Below are 17,091 nucleotides of genomic sequence, written 5' to 3'. Positions count from 1 at the left end.
CCCCTACTACCCCGCTTACTTAAACCAGCCCCGTCTTTGAAACCACAGCACCATACTTCCCCCGAGCAGCAGCATGATGAGCAAGACAAGGGGGTATCCGTAGGCAAAGTTCAGTTCAGGCATTACATCGAAATTCATGCCGTAAATGCCGGCAATCAGCGTCAAGGGCATAAAGATGGTTGTGATTACCGTCAGCGTCTTCATAATCGAGTTCATCCGGTTGGAATTCAGCGATATGTAGCTGTCGCGCAGGTCCGCCGTCATTTCCCTGTCGGCCTCGATCATATCCGTCAGTTTGAGCAGGTGATCGTAAATATCGCCGAAATACCTGCGTTCTTCCGCATTGCTCTGGATGTGCTGGGAATTGAGAATCCGGTACATCAAATCGCGCATCGGCACAATCGTCCGGCGCAGCTTCAAGAGACGCCCGCGAACGTCGAATACTTGAGACATCAGATCCTCCACCGATTCGCTGCTCCCTCTGCTATCCAGCTCCGCCAGCTCGTCCTCAATCATATATAGGCTTGGAAAATAGTTGTCCACCAGCTTGTCCATCACCGTATAAGCCGCCAGGATCGGACCGCCGGACCAACCCTTCCGGCTGTGTATTTCCTTTACAACCCGATCCCAGGCTTCTTCCATCCCCGCCTGCTCTTGAAGATGATAGGTCACGAACAACGATTTGCCGACAAACAAATCCACCTCTTCCGCTTTCAGCGTCGTCTCATTCAGCGCATGCAGCACAAAAAAATGCACATCCTCGTAGTAATCAAGCTTCGGCCGCTGAAGCACATGCATACAATCCTCAATCGCCAGCGGATGAAAGTGAAAATAGGTATCCAGAAGCAGCGTCTCGTCCGAAGTCGGTTCCGAAAAATCCGCCCATATCCATTTGTAATCCTCCAAGTTGATTTCAAAGAGCGGCTTATCCATCAGCACTTCCCCCTGATGGGAAACCGCCAGTGTCCGTATCATAATCCTCCTGTCCTCCTTAAGGTGCCCTGCTTTCATCATTGTACAGCAGGAATAGCCCCTGCCCAAATTCGGGAGGGGATCTTAGCGCCCCAGTCCTTCCTGAAGCTCCAGAGCCATAACCTGCAAAAATTTGCGGATATTCACTTTGGCCTTGCCGGATTCCCGGCCCTGGTCAATTTCCTTCATCTTAGCGCGCACGTCTTCGAAATCGAAGTAAAGCGGCGCGTAGTATTCGAATTTGGGATGGCTGTAATCGGTCAGACCGATGGAGGCCAGATGCGTCAGCCCGGTCGCCAGCGCCCGCCGCAGCCGCTGCTCGATGGCCTTCGTTTCTTTGGCGATGTCGCTTGTGCCCTCTTTGTAACGGGCGGCCACTGACTCGTACAGTTCCTTAAGTGGAGGCAGCGTTCCCGCATCCTCCCGTTCCATCAGAATTTCCATGATCGCTGTAATATCGCGGCTGCCGCTCTCGCCGATCATGCCCATGTTCATCAGTATCGGCTGAACGGCATCCTTGACCGTGCGCCGGGCCGGAATAACAGGAGCCCCTCCAAACTGAAGCCCTTCCAGCTTCTCCAGACTCGATTTGATTTCGTCCAGATAGCGGCTCATGGCATAACGCTCGTTCACCCTGCGCAGCACGGTCTCCACCTCAATCCGGTTAATCGGCTTGCGGATGAAGAATTCGATGCCGCTCTCATACGCCCTTCCGACCATATCCTGATTCTCGATCTGCGAAATCATGACGAACTTGGACTTGCAGCCCTGCGCCTGCAGGGAGCGGATCGTCTCGATCCCGTCCTGGTCGGGCATGAGCAGATCCATCAGCACAATGTCGGGCGACTCTTCCAGAATAAGCCTGACGCCTTCCTGGCCGCCTTCGGCTGTCCCCGTCACTTCGCCAAGCCCGCTGTCCTCGATAATATGCTGCAGCATTCTTCTGGCGCTCCGGTCATCGTCAACAATACAGAAAGATAGCGGCATGCTCTACTCCTCCTTTCGCAGATTCTTCGTGGGAATGGCGATCTTGAACATAGCCCCGCCCGCATAGGGGGCGTTACTGACCGTAATCTTGCCCTCGAATAACCTGACGATATCCTGCACATGCGAAAGTCCGATTCCTGTCGCCGCCACGCCCTCATCATCGAATTTGGTTGTGAAACCCGGCTCGAACAGCAGCTCGCGGTCGCGGTCGTTCACACCGCCGCCGCTGTCGGTGACCGTGAACACGGTCATATCCTCTTTTTCATAGATGTTCAGATAAATGATTCCCGTATCCTTGATCGCCTCGACGGCATTAGCTGTAAGGTTATTGAGCAGCGTGAGCAGAGGGATGTAGCTTGCGGTGGCATAATCGGAGGTGGTCTGCTGAATGATCGTGATATTCTTGCCAAGCATGTCGGCATACTTCTGGTTGCTCTTCACGGTAAAACGCAGAAGGCCAGACAGCGGCATATCGCCGGTTACTTCGCGGTCCACCAGCTTCGTCAGACCCGCCAGAATCCGCTGCGAATCCTTCTTCACCTCATGAATCTGCTGCGTGATATGGAGCACCTGGCGGCTGTTAGCCAGCTCTCCGCCGTCTTTGAGACTGCGATACAAATCATAACTGTCCAGCGTAGCCTGTTCCAACGTGCCGATTGATTTTTGCAGATAGAACACTTCCCCGTACAGGCCCGATCCGAAACCGAGCATCTGCTCCATCCGGCGGTTCTGTTCCTTCTGCACCAGCCGAAGCTGACTGACGGATATGCTGCTGTACAGCCCGGTTGTAAAATAGGTCCTCAGCATGGCAATCGCCATCAGATACGTCCATTCATTCAGGCGGAACGAGGTCGTTCCCAGCACAAGCAGCCGGGTCAGCAGTTCCATCTCGTTGGAGAGCAGATCGATGACCGCCGCCACAGCCCCCAGCACCAGCGGATGAAAACCGTCCATCCGTTCTTTGATTACACGCATCAGCACGGCAAAAACTATGTAATACACCATCGCGGAGCAATGTCTGGTCACAATCTCAAGTATGGTAAAATCCGTTCCCGCCAGATCGAGGCCTGTCCGGAACAGCAGCACGGATACGCCCGTAACCACGCCGGTGAGTATAAACGGAAGATGCCGAAACAAAAGCAAAAACAGCAGAAATGCACTGCTGCCTAAGCCGATTCTGAAGATGTCGCCAGCGTAGGGATTGATCTTGAACTCCCCGGCAATCGCCGTTACGACCGCGACCAGCAGAATCTGAATATATGGATGTCGGTTAAGCGGCTGCCCCATTAGCCAATACTCCCGCGTGCTAGTATTAGCCATTATAGTACCATAAACCGCTGTGAATTCCTATAAAATACTACGAAAAACGACTTCATCATGACGTTAGGCATTCTTCGTCTCCAGGCGTTTGGACAGCCGGGACAGCAGGTAGTTGACTGTAAAATAGATCAGCGCTACGAGCAGCAGCGTCGGAATCGTATAGTTATAGCCGTGTCCGATAATGATTCCGGCGTTATGCATCAGTTCGGGCAGAGAAATTATCACCGCCAGCGACGTATCCTTCAGCAGCGAGATAAACTGGCTCACTAACGGCGGAACCATCCGCCGGAGACCTTGGGGAAGCACGATATGCCACAGCGTCTGCATTCCCGTAAGTCCCGATGAGCGTCCCGCCTCAATCTGCCCTTTGTCAACCGAGGACAGTCCGCCGCGCACAATCTCCGAAATCATGGCCCCCTCAAAAATCGTCAGCGCCGCAACCGCCGCCGTGATCAGACCAAGCTTGATACCGACCTCCGGCAGCGCAAAGCGCATGAAGAAGATGATGAGCAGCAGCGGCAAATTGCGGAACAGTTCTACAAACACGAAGGTGATCTGTGACAACACCGGAATGTTCGTGTAGCGGATCACACCAAGGATGCAACCAAGCAGGAAGCTGAGAGCAATCGCCGAAAAAGCGACAATCAGTGTGACATACAGACCATCCAACAAGAACTTGAGATTATCCGCCGAATAAGCGCCGACAAAATCCATCGTTAATCCTCCTTTCAATCCCGCAAAGTACTCGGAATTCGCTTCGGAGCGTCCTCCTCACTTTGTGGGGATCGTCTTCTTTTCCGGGGTCCCCGCAAAGTACTCGGAATTCGCTTCGGAGCGTTATCATCACTTTGTGGGGTTTTTCAGTATTTGCGCTGTAGCCGGCGTTCCCACACCCGCATGCCGTAGCTGAGCGGCAGAGTCAGCACCAGATAGAACAGCGCTACGAATACATAAGTATCGAACGTACGGAACGTATCGGTGTTGACGATATCCGCAAAATACATCAGATCAAGACCGGCCACGACCGTCAGCACCGACGAGTTCTTGATCAGATTGATGAACTGGTTGCCAAGCGGCGGAATAACCAGCTTGATTGCCTGCGGCAGCACGACATGGAACATCGTCTGAACATAGGTCAGGCCCGATGAGCGCGCCGCTTCGGTCTGTCCTTTTGGAACGGCCGCAATGCCCGCCCGGATGGCTTCGGCAATAAAGGCCGATGTGTATACCGTCAAGCCGATAGTGCCGGCCGTAAATCCATCCAGAGACGAGCCGAATGCCGATGGGCCGTAGTAAAAAATATATACGACGAGCAGCAGCGGGATATTGCGGATAAACTCGGTGTATCCCGTCCCGAACCATCTCAGCGCTCTTACAGTAGAAATACGGAATACCGCGATTAGGGTACCCAGCAGAAAGCTCCCTGCCAGCGCCAGCAAGCTGGAAAGAATCGTACCGCGGAATCCTTCCATATAAGTGCCGAAATAGTCCGTCAAAATGGAAAACTGCATCTTGATCACCTGCCTTTTATTCTCTAATAGCGATTGGCATAATCATGCACTTCTAACTCTCTATATTTATTTTGTCCCCTGTGCTCTCTTCATGGTCGTCCTCTGACAAGCACGAAAGGATGGCCAGCGGAAATCGCCCGTCCCATCCTTTCGCTGATGCCGACTTTTAGCCGATTTTTCTTTATTCCCCTCTTTGTGCATCCCCATGCACATTAAGCAATGAACCTGCCGCTTATTTAAACTTACTTGGCCGGCGCTTTGCCGATCCATTTTTCATAGATTTTGTCGTACTCGCCGCTCGATTTCAGCTCGGCCAGCGTATCGTTGATCGCTTTTACCACTGCGCTGTTACCTTTTTGTACGGCAATGCCGTAAGGCTCATCGGTGAACGGTTCGCCTACCACTTCATAGTTCGGGTCCTGAGCTGCCATACCGTACAGAATCGCGTCGTCCGTTGTCAGCGCGTCGCCCTTGCCGGTTTTCAGTGCAGTGAAAGCATCCTGGTAGTTGTCGAATTCGAGCACGGTTACGCCCGGAACTTTTTCTTTGATATTTTTAACCGAAGTGGAGCCTTTGGAGCCGAGCACTGTGGAGTCTTTCGTAATGTCCGCGATGCCTTTAACCGGGCTTCCTTTCTTAACGAGCAGCGATTGTCCGGCTTGGAAGTAGACGTCGGAGAAATCGACTTCTTTCTTGCGCTCTTCCGTAATCGTCATCGTCGCTACGACCATATCGATTTCGCCGTTGTTCAGCATCGGAATCCGCGTCTTGGAGGTTACTTCCTTCAGCTCGATCGCATTTTCGTCGCCAAGGATATGCTTCGCGATCGCTTTGGAAATATCGATGTCAAAGCCTTCAACCTGGCCGCTCGCAGGGTCCTTCAGACCGAACAGCTTCGTGTCGAATTTTACGCCGACCAGCAGCTTGCCGCGCTCTTTGATCGTCGCAATTCCGTCCGATCCGCTCTCTCCCTTAGCGGCGTTGCCTCCACCCTCATTGTTGCTGCCGCATCCTGCCAGAATGAGCAGCATGGCGATCATCAATACGCTTAACAGCTTCCAATTCTTTTTCATATTTGCTTCTCCCCAATTCTTATATATTTTTTAGTGGCTTAATACCCTGCTGAGAAAAGTTCGTGTGCGCTCCTCGCGCGGATTTGCGAAGAATTGCTCCGGAGCGGCTTCCTCCACGATCTGCCCCTGGTCCATGAAGATTACGCGATCCGCCACCTCGCGGGCAAAGCCCATCTCGTGGGTAACGACGACCATCGTCATTCCTTCTTTGGCCAGTGTCCGCATAACGTCAAGCACCTCGCCGACCATTTCCGGGTCCAGCGCCGACGTCGGTTCGTCGAACAGCATGATTTTGGGCTTCATCGCAAGTCCTCTGGCGATCGCCACACGCTGCTGCTGCCCGCCGGAGAGCTGACTCGGATAGGCCTGCGCCTTGCCGGCGATGCCGACCTTCTCCAGATAATACATCGCCGTCTGTTCGGCCTCCGCCTTCGATACTCCCAGCACCTTGACAGGCGCCAGCGTGATGTTATCGATCACTTTTTTATGCGGATACAGGTTGAAATGCTGAAACACCATGCCGATATCCCGCCGGACTTTGTTGATATCCGTCTTCTTGTCATTAATGGCGACGCCGTTTACGGCAAGCTGCCCGCTCGTGATCGTCTCCAGACGATTGATGCAGCGTAGCATCGTACTCTTGCCCGAGCCGGACGGACCGACCACAACGACCACTTCCCCCTCCTCAACATGCAGATTGATGCTCTTGAGTACATGGAAATGTCCGTAATGTTTATCTACCTGCTGAAAATCGATCAACGACTGTCCCCCCTCGCTCTATATTTGCCCTGACATTCTAAATCTTCTAAAAATGCTCTCCTGTCAGCTATGGTAACACTTGAGAACAACCTTACTTTAACCACTATACAAAACTACATTTTCCTACAAGGGTTTTCATATTAAAACCGCAATTTCCCTCGCGAATTGTGAGGTATTTTATTTTCTTTTCCCATTGATTAATGTTTTTTATCGTTTTGCTGTAACTTTTTGTGACATAAATCTCTTGCCTTCACTAATACTATTAAACAAAAAAACGCCTGCTGCGTTTCCCGTATCCCCTATTATGAAAAAAAAGAAGCCGAATCGACGTTGTCGATCCGGCCCCGCGCATTACCGCTTCAGAGCTAAAATAGAATTTTAAAAATAATGCCTGCCAGCGCAGCGCTGATCGGTATCGTAATAAACCAGGTGACGACAATCCGGCCCGCTACGCCCCATTTGACTGCGGAGAAGCGCTTCGCCGAGCCGACGCCGAGAATGGCTGACGTGATCGCATGGGTCGTACTCACCGGCAAATGCAGCAGCGTCGCCGAAAAAATAACGGAAGCTGCCGAAACGTCGGCGGCAAACCCGTTGATCGGTTCGATTTTGAATATTTTCGTACCCATCGTCTTGATAATCTTCCAGCCGCCGATTGAGGTGCCGAGCGCCATAGCGGTCGCGGCCGAAATTTTAACCCAAATCGGAACCTCCATCGTATCCAGATGGCCGGAGGTGACAAGCGCAAACGTAATGATCCCCATCGCTTTCTGCGCGTCATTCGTTCCGTGAGTGAACGACTGGAAAGCGGCCGTTATGATCTGCATCGTGCGGAAACCTTTGTTGACCGTATGCGGACTTTGCTTCGCAAATATCCATTTGAGTATGGTCATGACAATATAACCGATGACGAAAGCGATAATCGGAGAGAAAATAAGCCCTTCTACAATGTCTCTGAATCCGCTCCATTTGATATGATCCGAACCCGCCCCCACGTAGACCGCTCCGGCGAGCGCTCCGATCAGCGCATGGGATGAAGAAGAAGGAATCCCGAACCACCAGGTGATCAGGTTCCAGATAATCGCCGCCAGAAGCGTAGCAATAACGACTTCGATTCCGTTGTCCAGCTTCGTCGGATCGGCTATACTGTCGCCGATGGTCTTGGCTACGCCGGTAAACAGCATCGCTCCGATAAAGTTCATGCACGCGGCCATAATAATTGCCGTACGCGGTGACAGCGCCCGGGTCGATACGGAAGTCGCAATCGCATTCGCCGTATCGTGGAAGCCGTTGATGAAGTCAAAGCCGAGTGCGAGTATGATGACGATGCCTAGAACCAATAAAGATGATGTATCCATAGTTACTTGCCCCTTATGAGTTACGCATAATAATTGATTCAAGTATGTTGGCTACGTCTTCGCATTTGTCCGTCGTCGTCTCCAAACGCTCGTACAGCTCCTTGCGCTTAATCAGTTCAATCGGATCCTTGACCTGCGCGAACAATGCCTTAGTACAGTTGCGCAGCACTTCATCGCCCTGATTCTCCAGGTCGTTCAGCCGAATCGTATGTTCGCGGACAGCCAGAAGCTTCTTCTGCGACACCAGATGAACCGCCTTCTGAATCTCATAAGAAGACTGGCGGAGAATTTCGGCAAATTGGCCGATGTATTCGTCTGTCTGGGTCATGTTGTACATATAGAAACGGGTAGCGGAAGCCTCAAGTCCGTCGATGACATCGTCCATGCTTGTGATCAGCGCCATGATATCGTCGCGCTCCAGCGGGGTAATGAACGTCTTGTTCAGCTCTTTAATAACCGTGTGCGTATATGTATCACACAGGGATTCATATTTCTTCATTTCTCCGGCAAACACTTCCAGATCGCTCAAATCGGAAAGGTGCTGGGCGAAATAATCCGCAGCCTGGACGATCGCATCGGCCATATTTTCAAGCGTCTCGAAGAAAATGTCCTTTTTTCTCAGCCTCATTATTGTAAACTCCTTTGCATAATGTTCCTTGGAACGGCGGAAGCATCCAATTGTAATGACAGTATAAAATTAAATGACGACCTTTGTTATCTTAACATACCGCCTTGAAAGATAGAAAGTAAAAACAACCGAACTTTTTACAATGAAATCACAATTTGTCGAATGAGAAGAAAGAATCCGCCATCTTAGTAATTTATGTAATTATATGGACATTATATACTGTTCGCATCCGGTAACCAATTTATCGTCCTTTTGCCACGGCTTTACGAAGGCGTAACGGCTACATGGCTTGCAAAAGAGGGCGTGTTCGGCACAATCAAAAAATGGGTGACTCCCGGGTACAGCGCCGCCTCCTTACCGTCCTGGACGAACCTTATGATGTCGCCGGGTTTGCGGACCCATCTGCCTCGCGTGACCTCTCCCCGCTGGAACAGCATAGCTTCTCCTCCAAGCTCCAGGTTGACGGACAATCTGCCTGCCTCGTCAAGCACCTTGTGGTCTGCCCCCATGACGATTATGTTGGCTGCTTCGACCGGCTCGCCGCTGTCCTTGTCCAGATGCTGCTTACCATTAACCCATCTTGCATAGGTGCGCGAAGCGGAATCATACTTGTAATCGACTGTATAGCTTTGGAGCAAGAAGCGGACCTTGAACTCGCTCGCGGGTTCCCCGCCCGCCGGGACATCATCCGGATTGGTAAAAGAATATCCCTGCACTTCCACCGCCCCGCCGTATCCGAGCTTCTCCGCTCCGGCCCGAAGCTTATCTTCGCTTGTATATAAATTGTGGGGCGCTTTGCGGCTCTTATCCCGCCAGAAGTAGGCCCCGGCCCTTCCGATTTCGTCCATGTCCTCTTTATGCTGTCTCTGCAAAATGGCATAGGCCGCGGGACTTCCGCCCGCATGCACGGTAACACCGCCATAAGACTCGCCGATGTCGATCAGGTACGGACGAATGCTGCGGACCGGCCCGATTTTGGGGATGCCGGGTTGGCTCTGGTAAATCGCGATCAGCCGCGTAATCCCCCCTTCGGCCAGCACCTCGTATAGAAGATCGGCCTTAGTCAGTCCCGACTGGGGACGGGCGGCCGGCGCGTTGTTGATCATCACGGCAAGCGGCCGGGGAAGCAGCGTTTCCGTGACAGGGAGCCCGGTTAGTCCGGACACGGACACCGGGGACGGGGCGGGCGACGGCGCTGGAACGGGCGTCGCAAGCGCCGGGGCAGCCGAGGATAGCGGCGGTGCGCTGGAAACGGCGGGGGGTTCCGCAGGTTGCGGACCGCAGGCGGAAAGAGCAAGCGAGGACAGCAGTATTCCTGCCGCCAGCCTGGAACTGGAACGGATTGGCATCATAAGGGTAAACGTCCTCCTTAACGGTTCTTGAACTATCCTTCCATTTAAGCACAGCCGGACCTTTTTGTCTTGCCGCCAGCAAACAGGCACTGCCGTCATCCTCCCGCGATGCCTGAATGGCATCGTCTGCGGGCGGCACGGCAGTGCCTGTACAAGTGTGCGATATTTCCCTAATCAAGCAATGCCCGGGCGAACCGGTCCGGCCATTCCATTTTCGGGTGAAAATTGTAGGGGATTGCCTGTGTAAACAAAATCGCATTCGCATGGAGCGACTTGAACATAAGCGGCTTGCGCTCCAGATAAAGCAGCGGATCGACCGGATCGGAGAAGTTGATATACGACTCATAGGAGCCTTCGTATCCCCGAGGCCAAAAGCGCTTCAGCGGGTGCTCCGGCAGACGTCCGCCCGCCTTTACATGCTCGTACGTTTGCCGCATCCAATCCTGCATACTCATGTTCTTCATCGGAATGTCGATGTTTTCCCAGCCATTTAGCAGCGATCCGTGCTTCCCCCACTCGATTCGGACGAGAGGCCGTTCCCCATTCTCCCTGGCTTCCCGAACAGCATCCTCCGAGGAGATCACCGAGCTGTGGAAGAACGTCATGACCCGGGTGACCGTCTCCTTGTCAGGATCGTACTCCACCCATATCTCCTCATGGTCGCAGGGCTCGTAATCGTCCGGAAAGTCGAAGTCGTCCTCCCAGAACAGATGATAGCCAATGAGCGGCAGCGTCGGATGATGGACGGCTGCGATATCCTTCAGGGGAAAGCATTCCGTCTCGGTTGTGAGCAGCAACGGGCAATGTCGGCGGATCGCGGCGGCTTCCCGTTCCGTAAGCGCAAGCGGAGGGTCAAGCTCCAGCGCCCTCTGGTAAGCCTGTCCCGCCCGGCGGAGCTGCCCGTCCAGATGGTAGTACTCTCCCTGCCTTGCCGGGAATTCGGCGTCATCCGGAAATACGCTGCGCAGCAGATCGAGCACGGGGATAATGGCTGCGCATGTTTCCTCTACGGACACTTTTCCGTCCCGCATCGCTTCGGCCAATTTCACTCCAACCGTCTTCCATTCATGCGTATAGATTTCAATCATGGCCTGGCCGTCTCTTCTTTCACCATTGTACGGATGTAGAAGAACCCGAGCACCGAGCACAGCAGGAACGTAAAGAAGGAAATCGCCGCAGCCTGCTCGCGCTCCTGGAAGACGCTGAACACCTGCTCCATCGACACGCCGAGCATTTGGGGCGCATTCGGACCGACCAGAAACGGAGCGGTAAATGAACCGATGACACCCATGAACACGAAGGTAACCGCGACGAGAAATGTTTTGTAGGATAGCGGCAGGATGATACGGAAAAAGATGCGCAACCGGCTGGCTCCGATATCTTTGGCGCTCTCAATGACCGCGTTCGGGATTCCCGCCAGTGCCGAGCTGAGCAGCATCGTCGTAAACGGGATATTGAACCAGAGATTCGCAATGATAATGCCCTTTTGATCAAAAATAATGCGCGGAAGCGTTCCCCCGAACAACAGCAGCCAGCGGGACAGCCAGCCGTGGTTCCCCAGCAGGTTGATCAGGCCGTAGGTCGCGATCACCCCGGGAATAAAGATCGGAATCATATACGTTTTGCGGATTAAATCTACCAGCCTGCCGGTGCTGAAGCGCATGTATACCGCAAGTGCGTAGCTGACAGCGAGCACAATCACACAGGAAACAATCGTCACCTGAAGAGTAAACACGATATTCGCGCGCATCCCCTCATCCGTAAACAAATACACATAACGGCTGAGGTCGTACCCGCCGGTTTCGTTACGAAGACTTTCAAAAAAAGACAATATAATCGGAATGATTACGATCACAGACAACAAGAGAAAGGAGGGGATAACCAGACCAAGTCCGAATATCCCCATTTTCACTTCCTTCCTCATTGGGCCGCCACGTCGCTCTGCCAGCGTTTGTTGATCTCTTTGCTCAGTTCGCCGACATTGAAATTACGGAAGCCTTCCGACACGCCTTTAAACGAATCCTGAATGTCCTGCGGCATGTTCGTCAGCTGAATTCCCGGGAAGCCATGCATCGTCTTCACCATGACAGCCTGCGCTTCCGGCGACAGGACGAAGTCCAGGAATTTATAGACGGCTTCTTTCTTCTCGGACAGCTTCGGTACCATCAGATAAGTCGGTCCGCCGTTGAAGCCCGGTGTAATTTGCTGCATTTTGATCGTGGCCGGAAGCTGGCCTTTATCGAGCTGTTCAAGCACCATGTCCGACCAGGACGGAATCATGTCGACCTCTCCGCTCGTTAGCAGATCAAGCGTGCCTTGATTCTTTTTCGGATAAATGCCTTTGCCGTACAGGTAAGGTCCCAGTTCCTTCAGCGTCGCAAAGCCTTTGGCCCAGTCCTTCTCGATGGCCGGATCGTCGCTGTGAATCGCCTCTTCAGGCAAATCTTTATAGAGAGTCGTCGTTACGAAAGAGCTGCCGGAGCCGCCGGTGGACGGGTCGTTATAAGCAAAACGTTCAGGATTCTTCTTAATCCAGTCGAACACCTCGTCCAGCGTACGCGGAGGCTGTGTCACCTTCTCACTGTTATACGCGAGCACGACGGCGGACGAACGGTAAGGCACCGCCAGATTGGCGACATCCTGCATCGTTTTAGCATCGACTTTGGCGAGATTCGGTACGGAGCTTGTGCTCAGCGAATCCCAGACATCGTCTTTTTGACCTTGGGTGACAACGGGCAGACCATCTTCATAAAGGTCAATACCGCCAGAGCCCTTGCCCGCTTGCTTGGCGGCCAAAATACGGTCATAGGTCGGTTGAGCGCCGGTGCCGGAAGGAATATACACGAGTTTCACTTTGACGTCCGGATTTTTTTCTTCAAACATGGGCGTAAGCTGATCCCACAAGTTCTTTACGTTCTGGGAGCCTGTAAAATAAAACTGAATTTCGACCGGTGCGCTGGAAGAGGCGGAATTGCTTGCTGCCGGGGATGCGGAACCGCCTGCGGCGGCGGAGCCTGCTGAATTGTTATTCGCTGTACCGCAGCCAGCCAGAATCGAGAAAGACAACGCCAGAGCTGTCAGTACAGTAAAACGTTTTTTCATACGAAACATGTAAAATTTCCTCCTTGTTTGTCCCTACTTGTTCGGATAAGCAATCACTTTGGCAAAAGCGACGGTTACACGCTGACCCAACGAAAGTTCCTTCACGGTATCTCTCGGCTGAAACGCCCGAATCGGGCCGTACCCGTCAAGTTCAACCGATACCTCGGCATAATGGCCGAGCACCATCACTTGCTTGATTGTTCCATACAAGCCGTCTTTTTCTCCGGAATCCGGACCGATCATGACATCCTCCGGCCTGACGGCGACGACGATTGACCCCGCAAGACGCTTCGTATTCGGAAACACCAGACCTCCCACACGCAGCTTGTCCTCTTCCACCACCCCCTCCAAAAAGTTCATTTTGCCGATAAACTGGGCGACAAACAGCGTATCCGGCGAATCGTATATATCCTGTGGCGCCGCGATTTGCTCGATATTCCCCTGGTTCATCACGATGATCCGGTCCGACAAGGAAAGGGCTTCCTCCTGATCATGGGTGACGAACACCATGGTCAGGCCAGTCTCCGTCTGAATCTCGCGCAGCTCCTCCCTCATCTCGTGGCGAAGCTTGGCGTCAAGCGCGGAGAAAGGCTCGTCCAGCAGCAATACCTCCGGCTTCAGCAAAAGGGATCTGGCGACGGCGATTCGCTGCTGCTGTCCGCCAGACAGCTGGCTGGGGAACTTCTTCTCCACGCCTGGGAGCCGCACAAGCCGAAGCGCATCCTCGACGGCTTTCTTGATTTCTGCCTTCGGCGTCTTGCGAATCTTGAGCCCGAAGGCCAGATTGTCATAGATGGACATATGCGGCCACAGATTGTACCCTTGAAAGACCATCGAGGTCGGCCGTTTCTCCGGCGGAAGCTTAACCACGCTCCGGCTCGCGATCATAATCTCGCCCGAATCCGGCTCAAGAAAGCCGCCGATGCTTCGGAGCACCGTCGTTTTGCCGCAGCCGGAAGGGCCAAGCAGGGTGACCAATTCACCTTTTTTCACATCGAGCGAAATATCGGTTACGCCTTCTCCCGTCTTGTAACGTTTGGTCAAATTGCGAATCGAAAGCTGTACACTCATGAAATTCCTCCGTGATCCGGAAATGATCCGGTTAATGTCCCGGGACTACGTTATTTAACTTGGAAACCGCTGGCCATAATATCCGCGCTGACCAGACGCTGGGCGGCTAACAGCAGAATAATGGTCGGAGCAGTAAGAATGATTGAGAATACGGCGCCGGCGTTGCTCGGAAAATCAGCGATAATCGAGTACATCACGATCGGCATCGTCTTGAAATCGGGAATTCCGACCAGAAAAGTGCCCTGGGCCTCGTCCAAAGAGTTCAGAAAGGTGAAGATGGAAGCGACCAGAATACCCGGCATCGCCATCGGCAGCGTAATGCTGCGGAATACGCGGAACGGCGTTGCGCCCACATCCCTCGCCGATTCCTCCTGCGCCGTGTGAACATTGCGGAAGGCGGCCGTCGGAATCCAGGTCATAAACATCAGGACGTTGATCATATGAACCAGGACCACGCCGAGCAGCGTATTCATCAGCCCCAGTTTATAAAAGAGGACGGCAATCGAGACATACAGCCCCATTTTTGGAAAAGCGTGCGTAAGCAGAAAAGAGAATAGAAAGAAACGGCTCAGCGGAAATCGTATCCGGGCAAAGGCATAAGCGGCCGGGATGCAAATGACGATGGACAATACCGTGACTAACGCGGCGATCAGAAACGAAAGCCCAATGGATTTGGCGATATCCTCCTCCTTGAGCACGAAATGCCACCACTGCAAGGACCACTGACGGGGCAGCAGGTCGGGATAACTCCATTTGCTGCTGAAAGCAAGCACGGCAAGATTCAAGAGCGGGCCGACAAAGAACACGACAAAGGCGACAAGCAGCAGGAACTCGAATATTTTCCGAAAACCGATGGCTCTGAAATACCAACTCATGCGCCTGTAAAGCTCCTTTCCGGGATAAATGCCTCAACTATGAGACCGTTCCCACATCATTATTTTTATTTTAATATCTTAATATTTGAACAGTATTATCTGAGATTACATGAATCGTAAAAAGGATACTTTAGGTAGACTGGCGAATAATCAGTTCGCTCGCGTACTCGTTCAGCTTGGGGAGGCTGTCTTCTTTCCGGATTAACCGGTCCAGCATCCAAACCGCATCATGTCCCATTTTCTCCTTCTCTACCCTCACGGTTGTAAGCGAAGGGGAGTACATGGAGGCGAAATCGATATCGTCAAAGCCCATAACGGCGACTTGTTCAGGTACACGAACCGACCTCTCGGCCAGAAGCTTCATTGCTCCGAGAGCGAGCATGTCATTCGTTGCGAACAAAGACGTGAAAGCTCCCTGCATGAAAAGATCCCAATTCTCCAGCATGACCCGGTATCCCATATCAGAGCTGGATTCCGGCGAGGAAACTACGGACAGCCCTTCTTCGTTGCCCAGTCTTTCCATACTGCTGCAAAAGCCTTTCAGGCGTAAATTATGGCTTCTGTGCTCCTGCGGACCGGCGATAATGAAGATTTTGCGATGCCCGAGCTGGTACAGGTAAGACGCGGCCCGTTCCCCGCCTTCTTCGTCCTTGCTTACGATCTGAACGACTTCCGGATCGTCGGTCGATCCATTGACCATCAAATATGGAATATTAAATGATTTTACGTAATCGATGACATTTTGCCGAAGCCGGCTGATCAGAATTAATCCGTCCACCCTTTTTTCCAGCATAAAATCAGTGGAACGCAGCGACATCTCACGGTCCGTAGTCAGAAATACGGAATAACCTTTAGCCCCGGCCGCCATCAGGATGGCGTCAACAATTTTGCCGTACAGCGGATGGGACACGATTGGCTGCTGCTCACGAAAAATGATGACGCCGATATTGTACGTCCGCTGCGCTACCATCGCTCTCGCCACCGCGCTCGGCTTGTATTGAAGCGTTTCAATAACCTTCATCACGCGTTCACGCGCTTCTTGACTGGCGTAGCCGGAGCCCGAGATTACTCTGGACACTGTCGATTTAGAGACGCCTGCCAATGAGGCGATTTCTTTAATGTTATAGCCCACCGCTCAACTTCCTTCCGCCAACATTTCCTTTTTAATCCGAACGAGGTCGGCAACATTTCTTGTAGTGATGGAATGCACGCCCATACCCGCGTATAATCTCATTTCCTTTTCCTCGTCAACGGTCCAAATGTAGATTTGAAACCCGGATTCAGCCGCCTGCTCCAGCAGATACGGTTCGACTAAACGGTAAGGCACATTAATTCCGAAACAGCCGGCGCTTCCAGCATCTTGAAGTGTCTGCAGGACGGCTTCCGCATAGCTGCTGGCAAGAAACAGACTGGCATTCACATTGAGAAGCTTACGCAATCCAGGGCTGCTATGCTTGGCTTTACGGGCCCTGTCCGCCTCGCAGCCCGACAGAAATACGCGGCCCAGCATGTCGAGCTTCTTGGCCAATTCGGATACCGGCTCAATACATTCATCCGCCTTGAGGTCGAGATTCATCGTCTTGCCTGAATTCCGCACCAGATGCAGTGCCTGCTCCAGCTTAACGATCGGAATGGACAGACCTTCATTTAATTCCGAAATCGTCATTTGCGATAGCCTGCCCATAGACCCGTCCGCCAGGCGGACCGCATCATCATGGCTGAGGACGGGGATGCCGTCACGGGTAACCCGAATGTCGTCTTCAATAATATCCGCCCCGTTCGCAAGGCCCGTTTCGATCGAGAGCAGGGAGTTATCGGGCGTATTCATACATCCGGTATGCGCGGTAATAAGTGGAACTGCGTTCACTATTTTTCCTCCTTATTCATCGGCGAGGGCGAAATATATAGGATGAACTTGTAAAATGGCATCAGGGTAAGGAGTAACGAAGGGGAAGTTTGGAACTGTAGGAGCGACAGCGATCGCCTTTGTCTCCGGATTTCACCCGCTGATAGCGGTTTAATTAAGAAATCTGGGGACAACAGCGGCGGAAAGTCCAAACATTCCTCGTAATTACGACTGATA

Annotated in this window: 17 protein-coding genes; all 17 read right to left on the bottom strand. The window is 52.7% G+C overall.

The genetic code is table 11. The features are described from left to right. Positions 1-15: 15 nt before the first annotated feature. Complete coding sequence (corA, locus tag PDUR_RS03640; protein WP_042205146.1) at positions 16-975, bottom strand: magnesium/cobalt transporter CorA; 960 nt, start codon at positions 973-975, stop codon at positions 16-18. An 81-nt stretch (positions 976-1,056) separates the two neighbouring features. Next, a complete protein-coding gene (locus PDUR_RS03635) occupies positions 1,057-1,959 on the bottom strand; it encodes a response regulator (RefSeq protein WP_042205145.1) in 903 nt (300 codons plus the stop codon). 3 nt (positions 1,960-1,962) lie between these two features. Next, on the bottom strand, positions 1,963-3,246 hold the full coding sequence (locus PDUR_RS03630) for an ATP-binding protein (protein WP_042205144.1): 1,284 nt from the start codon (positions 3,244-3,246) through the stop codon (positions 1,963-1,965). Between the two features lie 96 nt (positions 3,247-3,342). Continuing rightward, positions 3,343-3,993, bottom strand: a complete 651-nt coding sequence (locus tag PDUR_RS03625; protein WP_042205143.1) for an amino acid ABC transporter permease — start codon at positions 3,991-3,993, stop codon at positions 3,343-3,345. A 146-nt stretch (positions 3,994-4,139) separates the two neighbouring features. Then, the gene (locus tag PDUR_RS03620; RefSeq protein WP_042205142.1) at positions 4,140-4,790 is read right to left on the bottom strand and encodes an amino acid ABC transporter permease; all 651 of its coding nucleotides are present in this window, start codon (positions 4,788-4,790) and stop codon (positions 4,140-4,142) included. Between the two features lie 242 nt (positions 4,791-5,032). Further along, positions 5,033-5,863 (bottom strand): transporter substrate-binding domain-containing protein, encoded by an 831-nt coding sequence (locus PDUR_RS03615; protein ID WP_042205141.1) that lies wholly within the window; start codon positions 5,861-5,863, stop codon positions 5,033-5,035. Between the two features lie 30 nt (positions 5,864-5,893). Continuing rightward, on the bottom strand, positions 5,894-6,622 hold the full coding sequence (locus tag PDUR_RS03610) for an amino acid ABC transporter ATP-binding protein (protein ID WP_042205140.1): 729 nt from the start codon (positions 6,620-6,622) through the stop codon (positions 5,894-5,896). A gap of 365 nt (positions 6,623-6,987) precedes the next feature. Continuing rightward, positions 6,988-7,980, bottom strand: a complete 993-nt coding sequence (locus tag PDUR_RS03605; RefSeq protein WP_042205139.1) for an inorganic phosphate transporter — start codon at positions 7,978-7,980, stop codon at positions 6,988-6,990. A 13-nt stretch (positions 7,981-7,993) separates the two neighbouring features. After that, entirely contained in the window at positions 7,994-8,608 is a 615-nt protein-coding gene (locus PDUR_RS03600; RefSeq protein WP_042205138.1) for a DUF47 domain-containing protein, read from the bottom strand. A 263-nt stretch (positions 8,609-8,871) separates the two neighbouring features. After that, positions 8,872-9,960, bottom strand: coding sequence for a DUF3048 domain-containing protein (locus PDUR_RS03595; protein ID WP_081949376.1), 1,089 nt, complete (start codon positions 9,958-9,960; stop codon positions 8,872-8,874). Positions 9,961-10,130: 170 nt separating this feature from the next. Then, on the bottom strand, positions 10,131-11,048 hold the full coding sequence (locus tag PDUR_RS03590; protein ID WP_042205137.1) for a hypothetical protein: 918 nt from the start codon (positions 11,046-11,048) through the stop codon (positions 10,131-10,133). After that, positions 11,045-11,884: an ABC transporter permease gene (locus PDUR_RS03585; protein WP_042205136.1), complete on the bottom strand. Its 840-nt coding sequence runs from the start codon at positions 11,882-11,884 to the stop codon at positions 11,045-11,047. Before PDUR_RS03585 ends, PDUR_RS03590 begins: the two co-directional genes overlap by 4 nt. After that, positions 11,881-13,071, bottom strand: a complete 1,191-nt coding sequence (locus PDUR_RS03580) for an extracellular solute-binding protein (protein ID WP_042205135.1) — start codon at positions 13,069-13,071, stop codon at positions 11,881-11,883. The genes PDUR_RS03585 and PDUR_RS03580 overlap by 4 nt, the downstream gene beginning before the upstream one ends. Before the next feature lie 24 nt (positions 13,072-13,095). Then, entirely contained in the window at positions 13,096-14,133 is a 1,038-nt protein-coding gene (locus PDUR_RS03575; protein WP_042205134.1) for an ABC transporter ATP-binding protein, read from the bottom strand. Between the two features lie 50 nt (positions 14,134-14,183). Then, positions 14,184-15,008, bottom strand: a complete 825-nt coding sequence (locus PDUR_RS03570; protein WP_042205133.1) for an ABC transporter permease — start codon at positions 15,006-15,008, stop codon at positions 14,184-14,186. A 130-nt stretch (positions 15,009-15,138) separates the two neighbouring features. Then, entirely contained in the window at positions 15,139-16,140 is a 1,002-nt protein-coding gene (locus tag PDUR_RS03565) for a LacI family DNA-binding transcriptional regulator (protein ID WP_042205131.1), read from the bottom strand. A gap of 3 nt (positions 16,141-16,143) precedes the next feature. Further along, the gene (locus tag PDUR_RS03560; protein ID WP_156130268.1) at positions 16,144-16,875 is read right to left on the bottom strand and encodes a glycerophosphodiester phosphodiesterase; all 732 of its coding nucleotides are present in this window, start codon (positions 16,873-16,875) and stop codon (positions 16,144-16,146) included. Positions 16,876-17,091: the final 216 nt, after the last annotated feature.

It is taken from the genome of Paenibacillus durus (assembly GCF_000756615.1).
GTDB classification, from domain to species: Bacteria; Bacillota; Bacilli; order Paenibacillales; family Paenibacillaceae; genus Paenibacillus_AQ; species Paenibacillus_AQ durus.
This window is presented reverse-complemented; position numbering and strand designations above follow the sequence as displayed.

Coding starts and splice junctions, on each gene's coding strand:
- corA (WP_042205146.1), bottom strand. CDS start 975: ATGATACGGACACTGGCGGTTTCCCATCAGGGGGAAGTGCTGATGGAT.
- PDUR_RS03635 (WP_042205145.1), bottom strand. CDS start 1,959: ATGCCGCTATCTTTCTGTATTGTTGACGATGACCGGAGCGCCAGAAGA.
- PDUR_RS03630 (WP_042205144.1), bottom strand. CDS start 3,246: ATGGGGCAGCCGCTTAACCGACATCCATATATTCAGATTCTGCTGGTC.
- PDUR_RS03625 (WP_042205143.1), bottom strand. CDS start 3,993: ATGGATTTTGTCGGCGCTTATTCGGCGGATAATCTCAAGTTCTTGTTG.
- PDUR_RS03620 (WP_042205142.1), bottom strand. CDS start 4,790: ATGCAGTTTTCCATTTTGACGGACTATTTCGGCACTTATATGGAAGGA.
- PDUR_RS03615 (WP_042205141.1), bottom strand. CDS start 5,863: ATGAAAAAGAATTGGAAGCTGTTAAGCGTATTGATGATCGCCATGCTG.
- PDUR_RS03605 (WP_042205139.1), bottom strand. CDS start 7,980: ATGGATACATCATCTTTATTGGTTCTAGGCATCGTCATCATACTCGCA.
- PDUR_RS03600 (WP_042205138.1), bottom strand. CDS start 8,608: ATGAGGCTGAGAAAAAAGGACATTTTCTTCGAGACGCTTGAAAATATG.
- PDUR_RS03595 (WP_081949376.1), bottom strand. CDS start 9,960: ATGATGCCAATCCGTTCCAGTTCCAGGCTGGCGGCAGGAATACTGCTG.
- PDUR_RS03590 (WP_042205137.1), bottom strand. CDS start 11,048: ATGATTGAAATCTATACGCATGAATGGAAGACGGTTGGAGTGAAATTG.
- PDUR_RS03585 (WP_042205136.1), bottom strand. CDS start 11,884: ATGAGGAAGGAAGTGAAAATGGGGATATTCGGACTTGGTCTGGTTATC.
- PDUR_RS03580 (WP_042205135.1), bottom strand. CDS start 13,071: ATGTTTCGTATGAAAAAACGTTTTACTGTACTGACAGCTCTGGCGTTG.
- PDUR_RS03575 (WP_042205134.1), bottom strand. CDS start 14,133: ATGAGTGTACAGCTTTCGATTCGCAATTTGACCAAACGTTACAAGACG.
- PDUR_RS03570 (WP_042205133.1), bottom strand. CDS start 15,008: ATGAGTTGGTATTTCAGAGCCATCGGTTTTCGGAAAATATTCGAGTTC.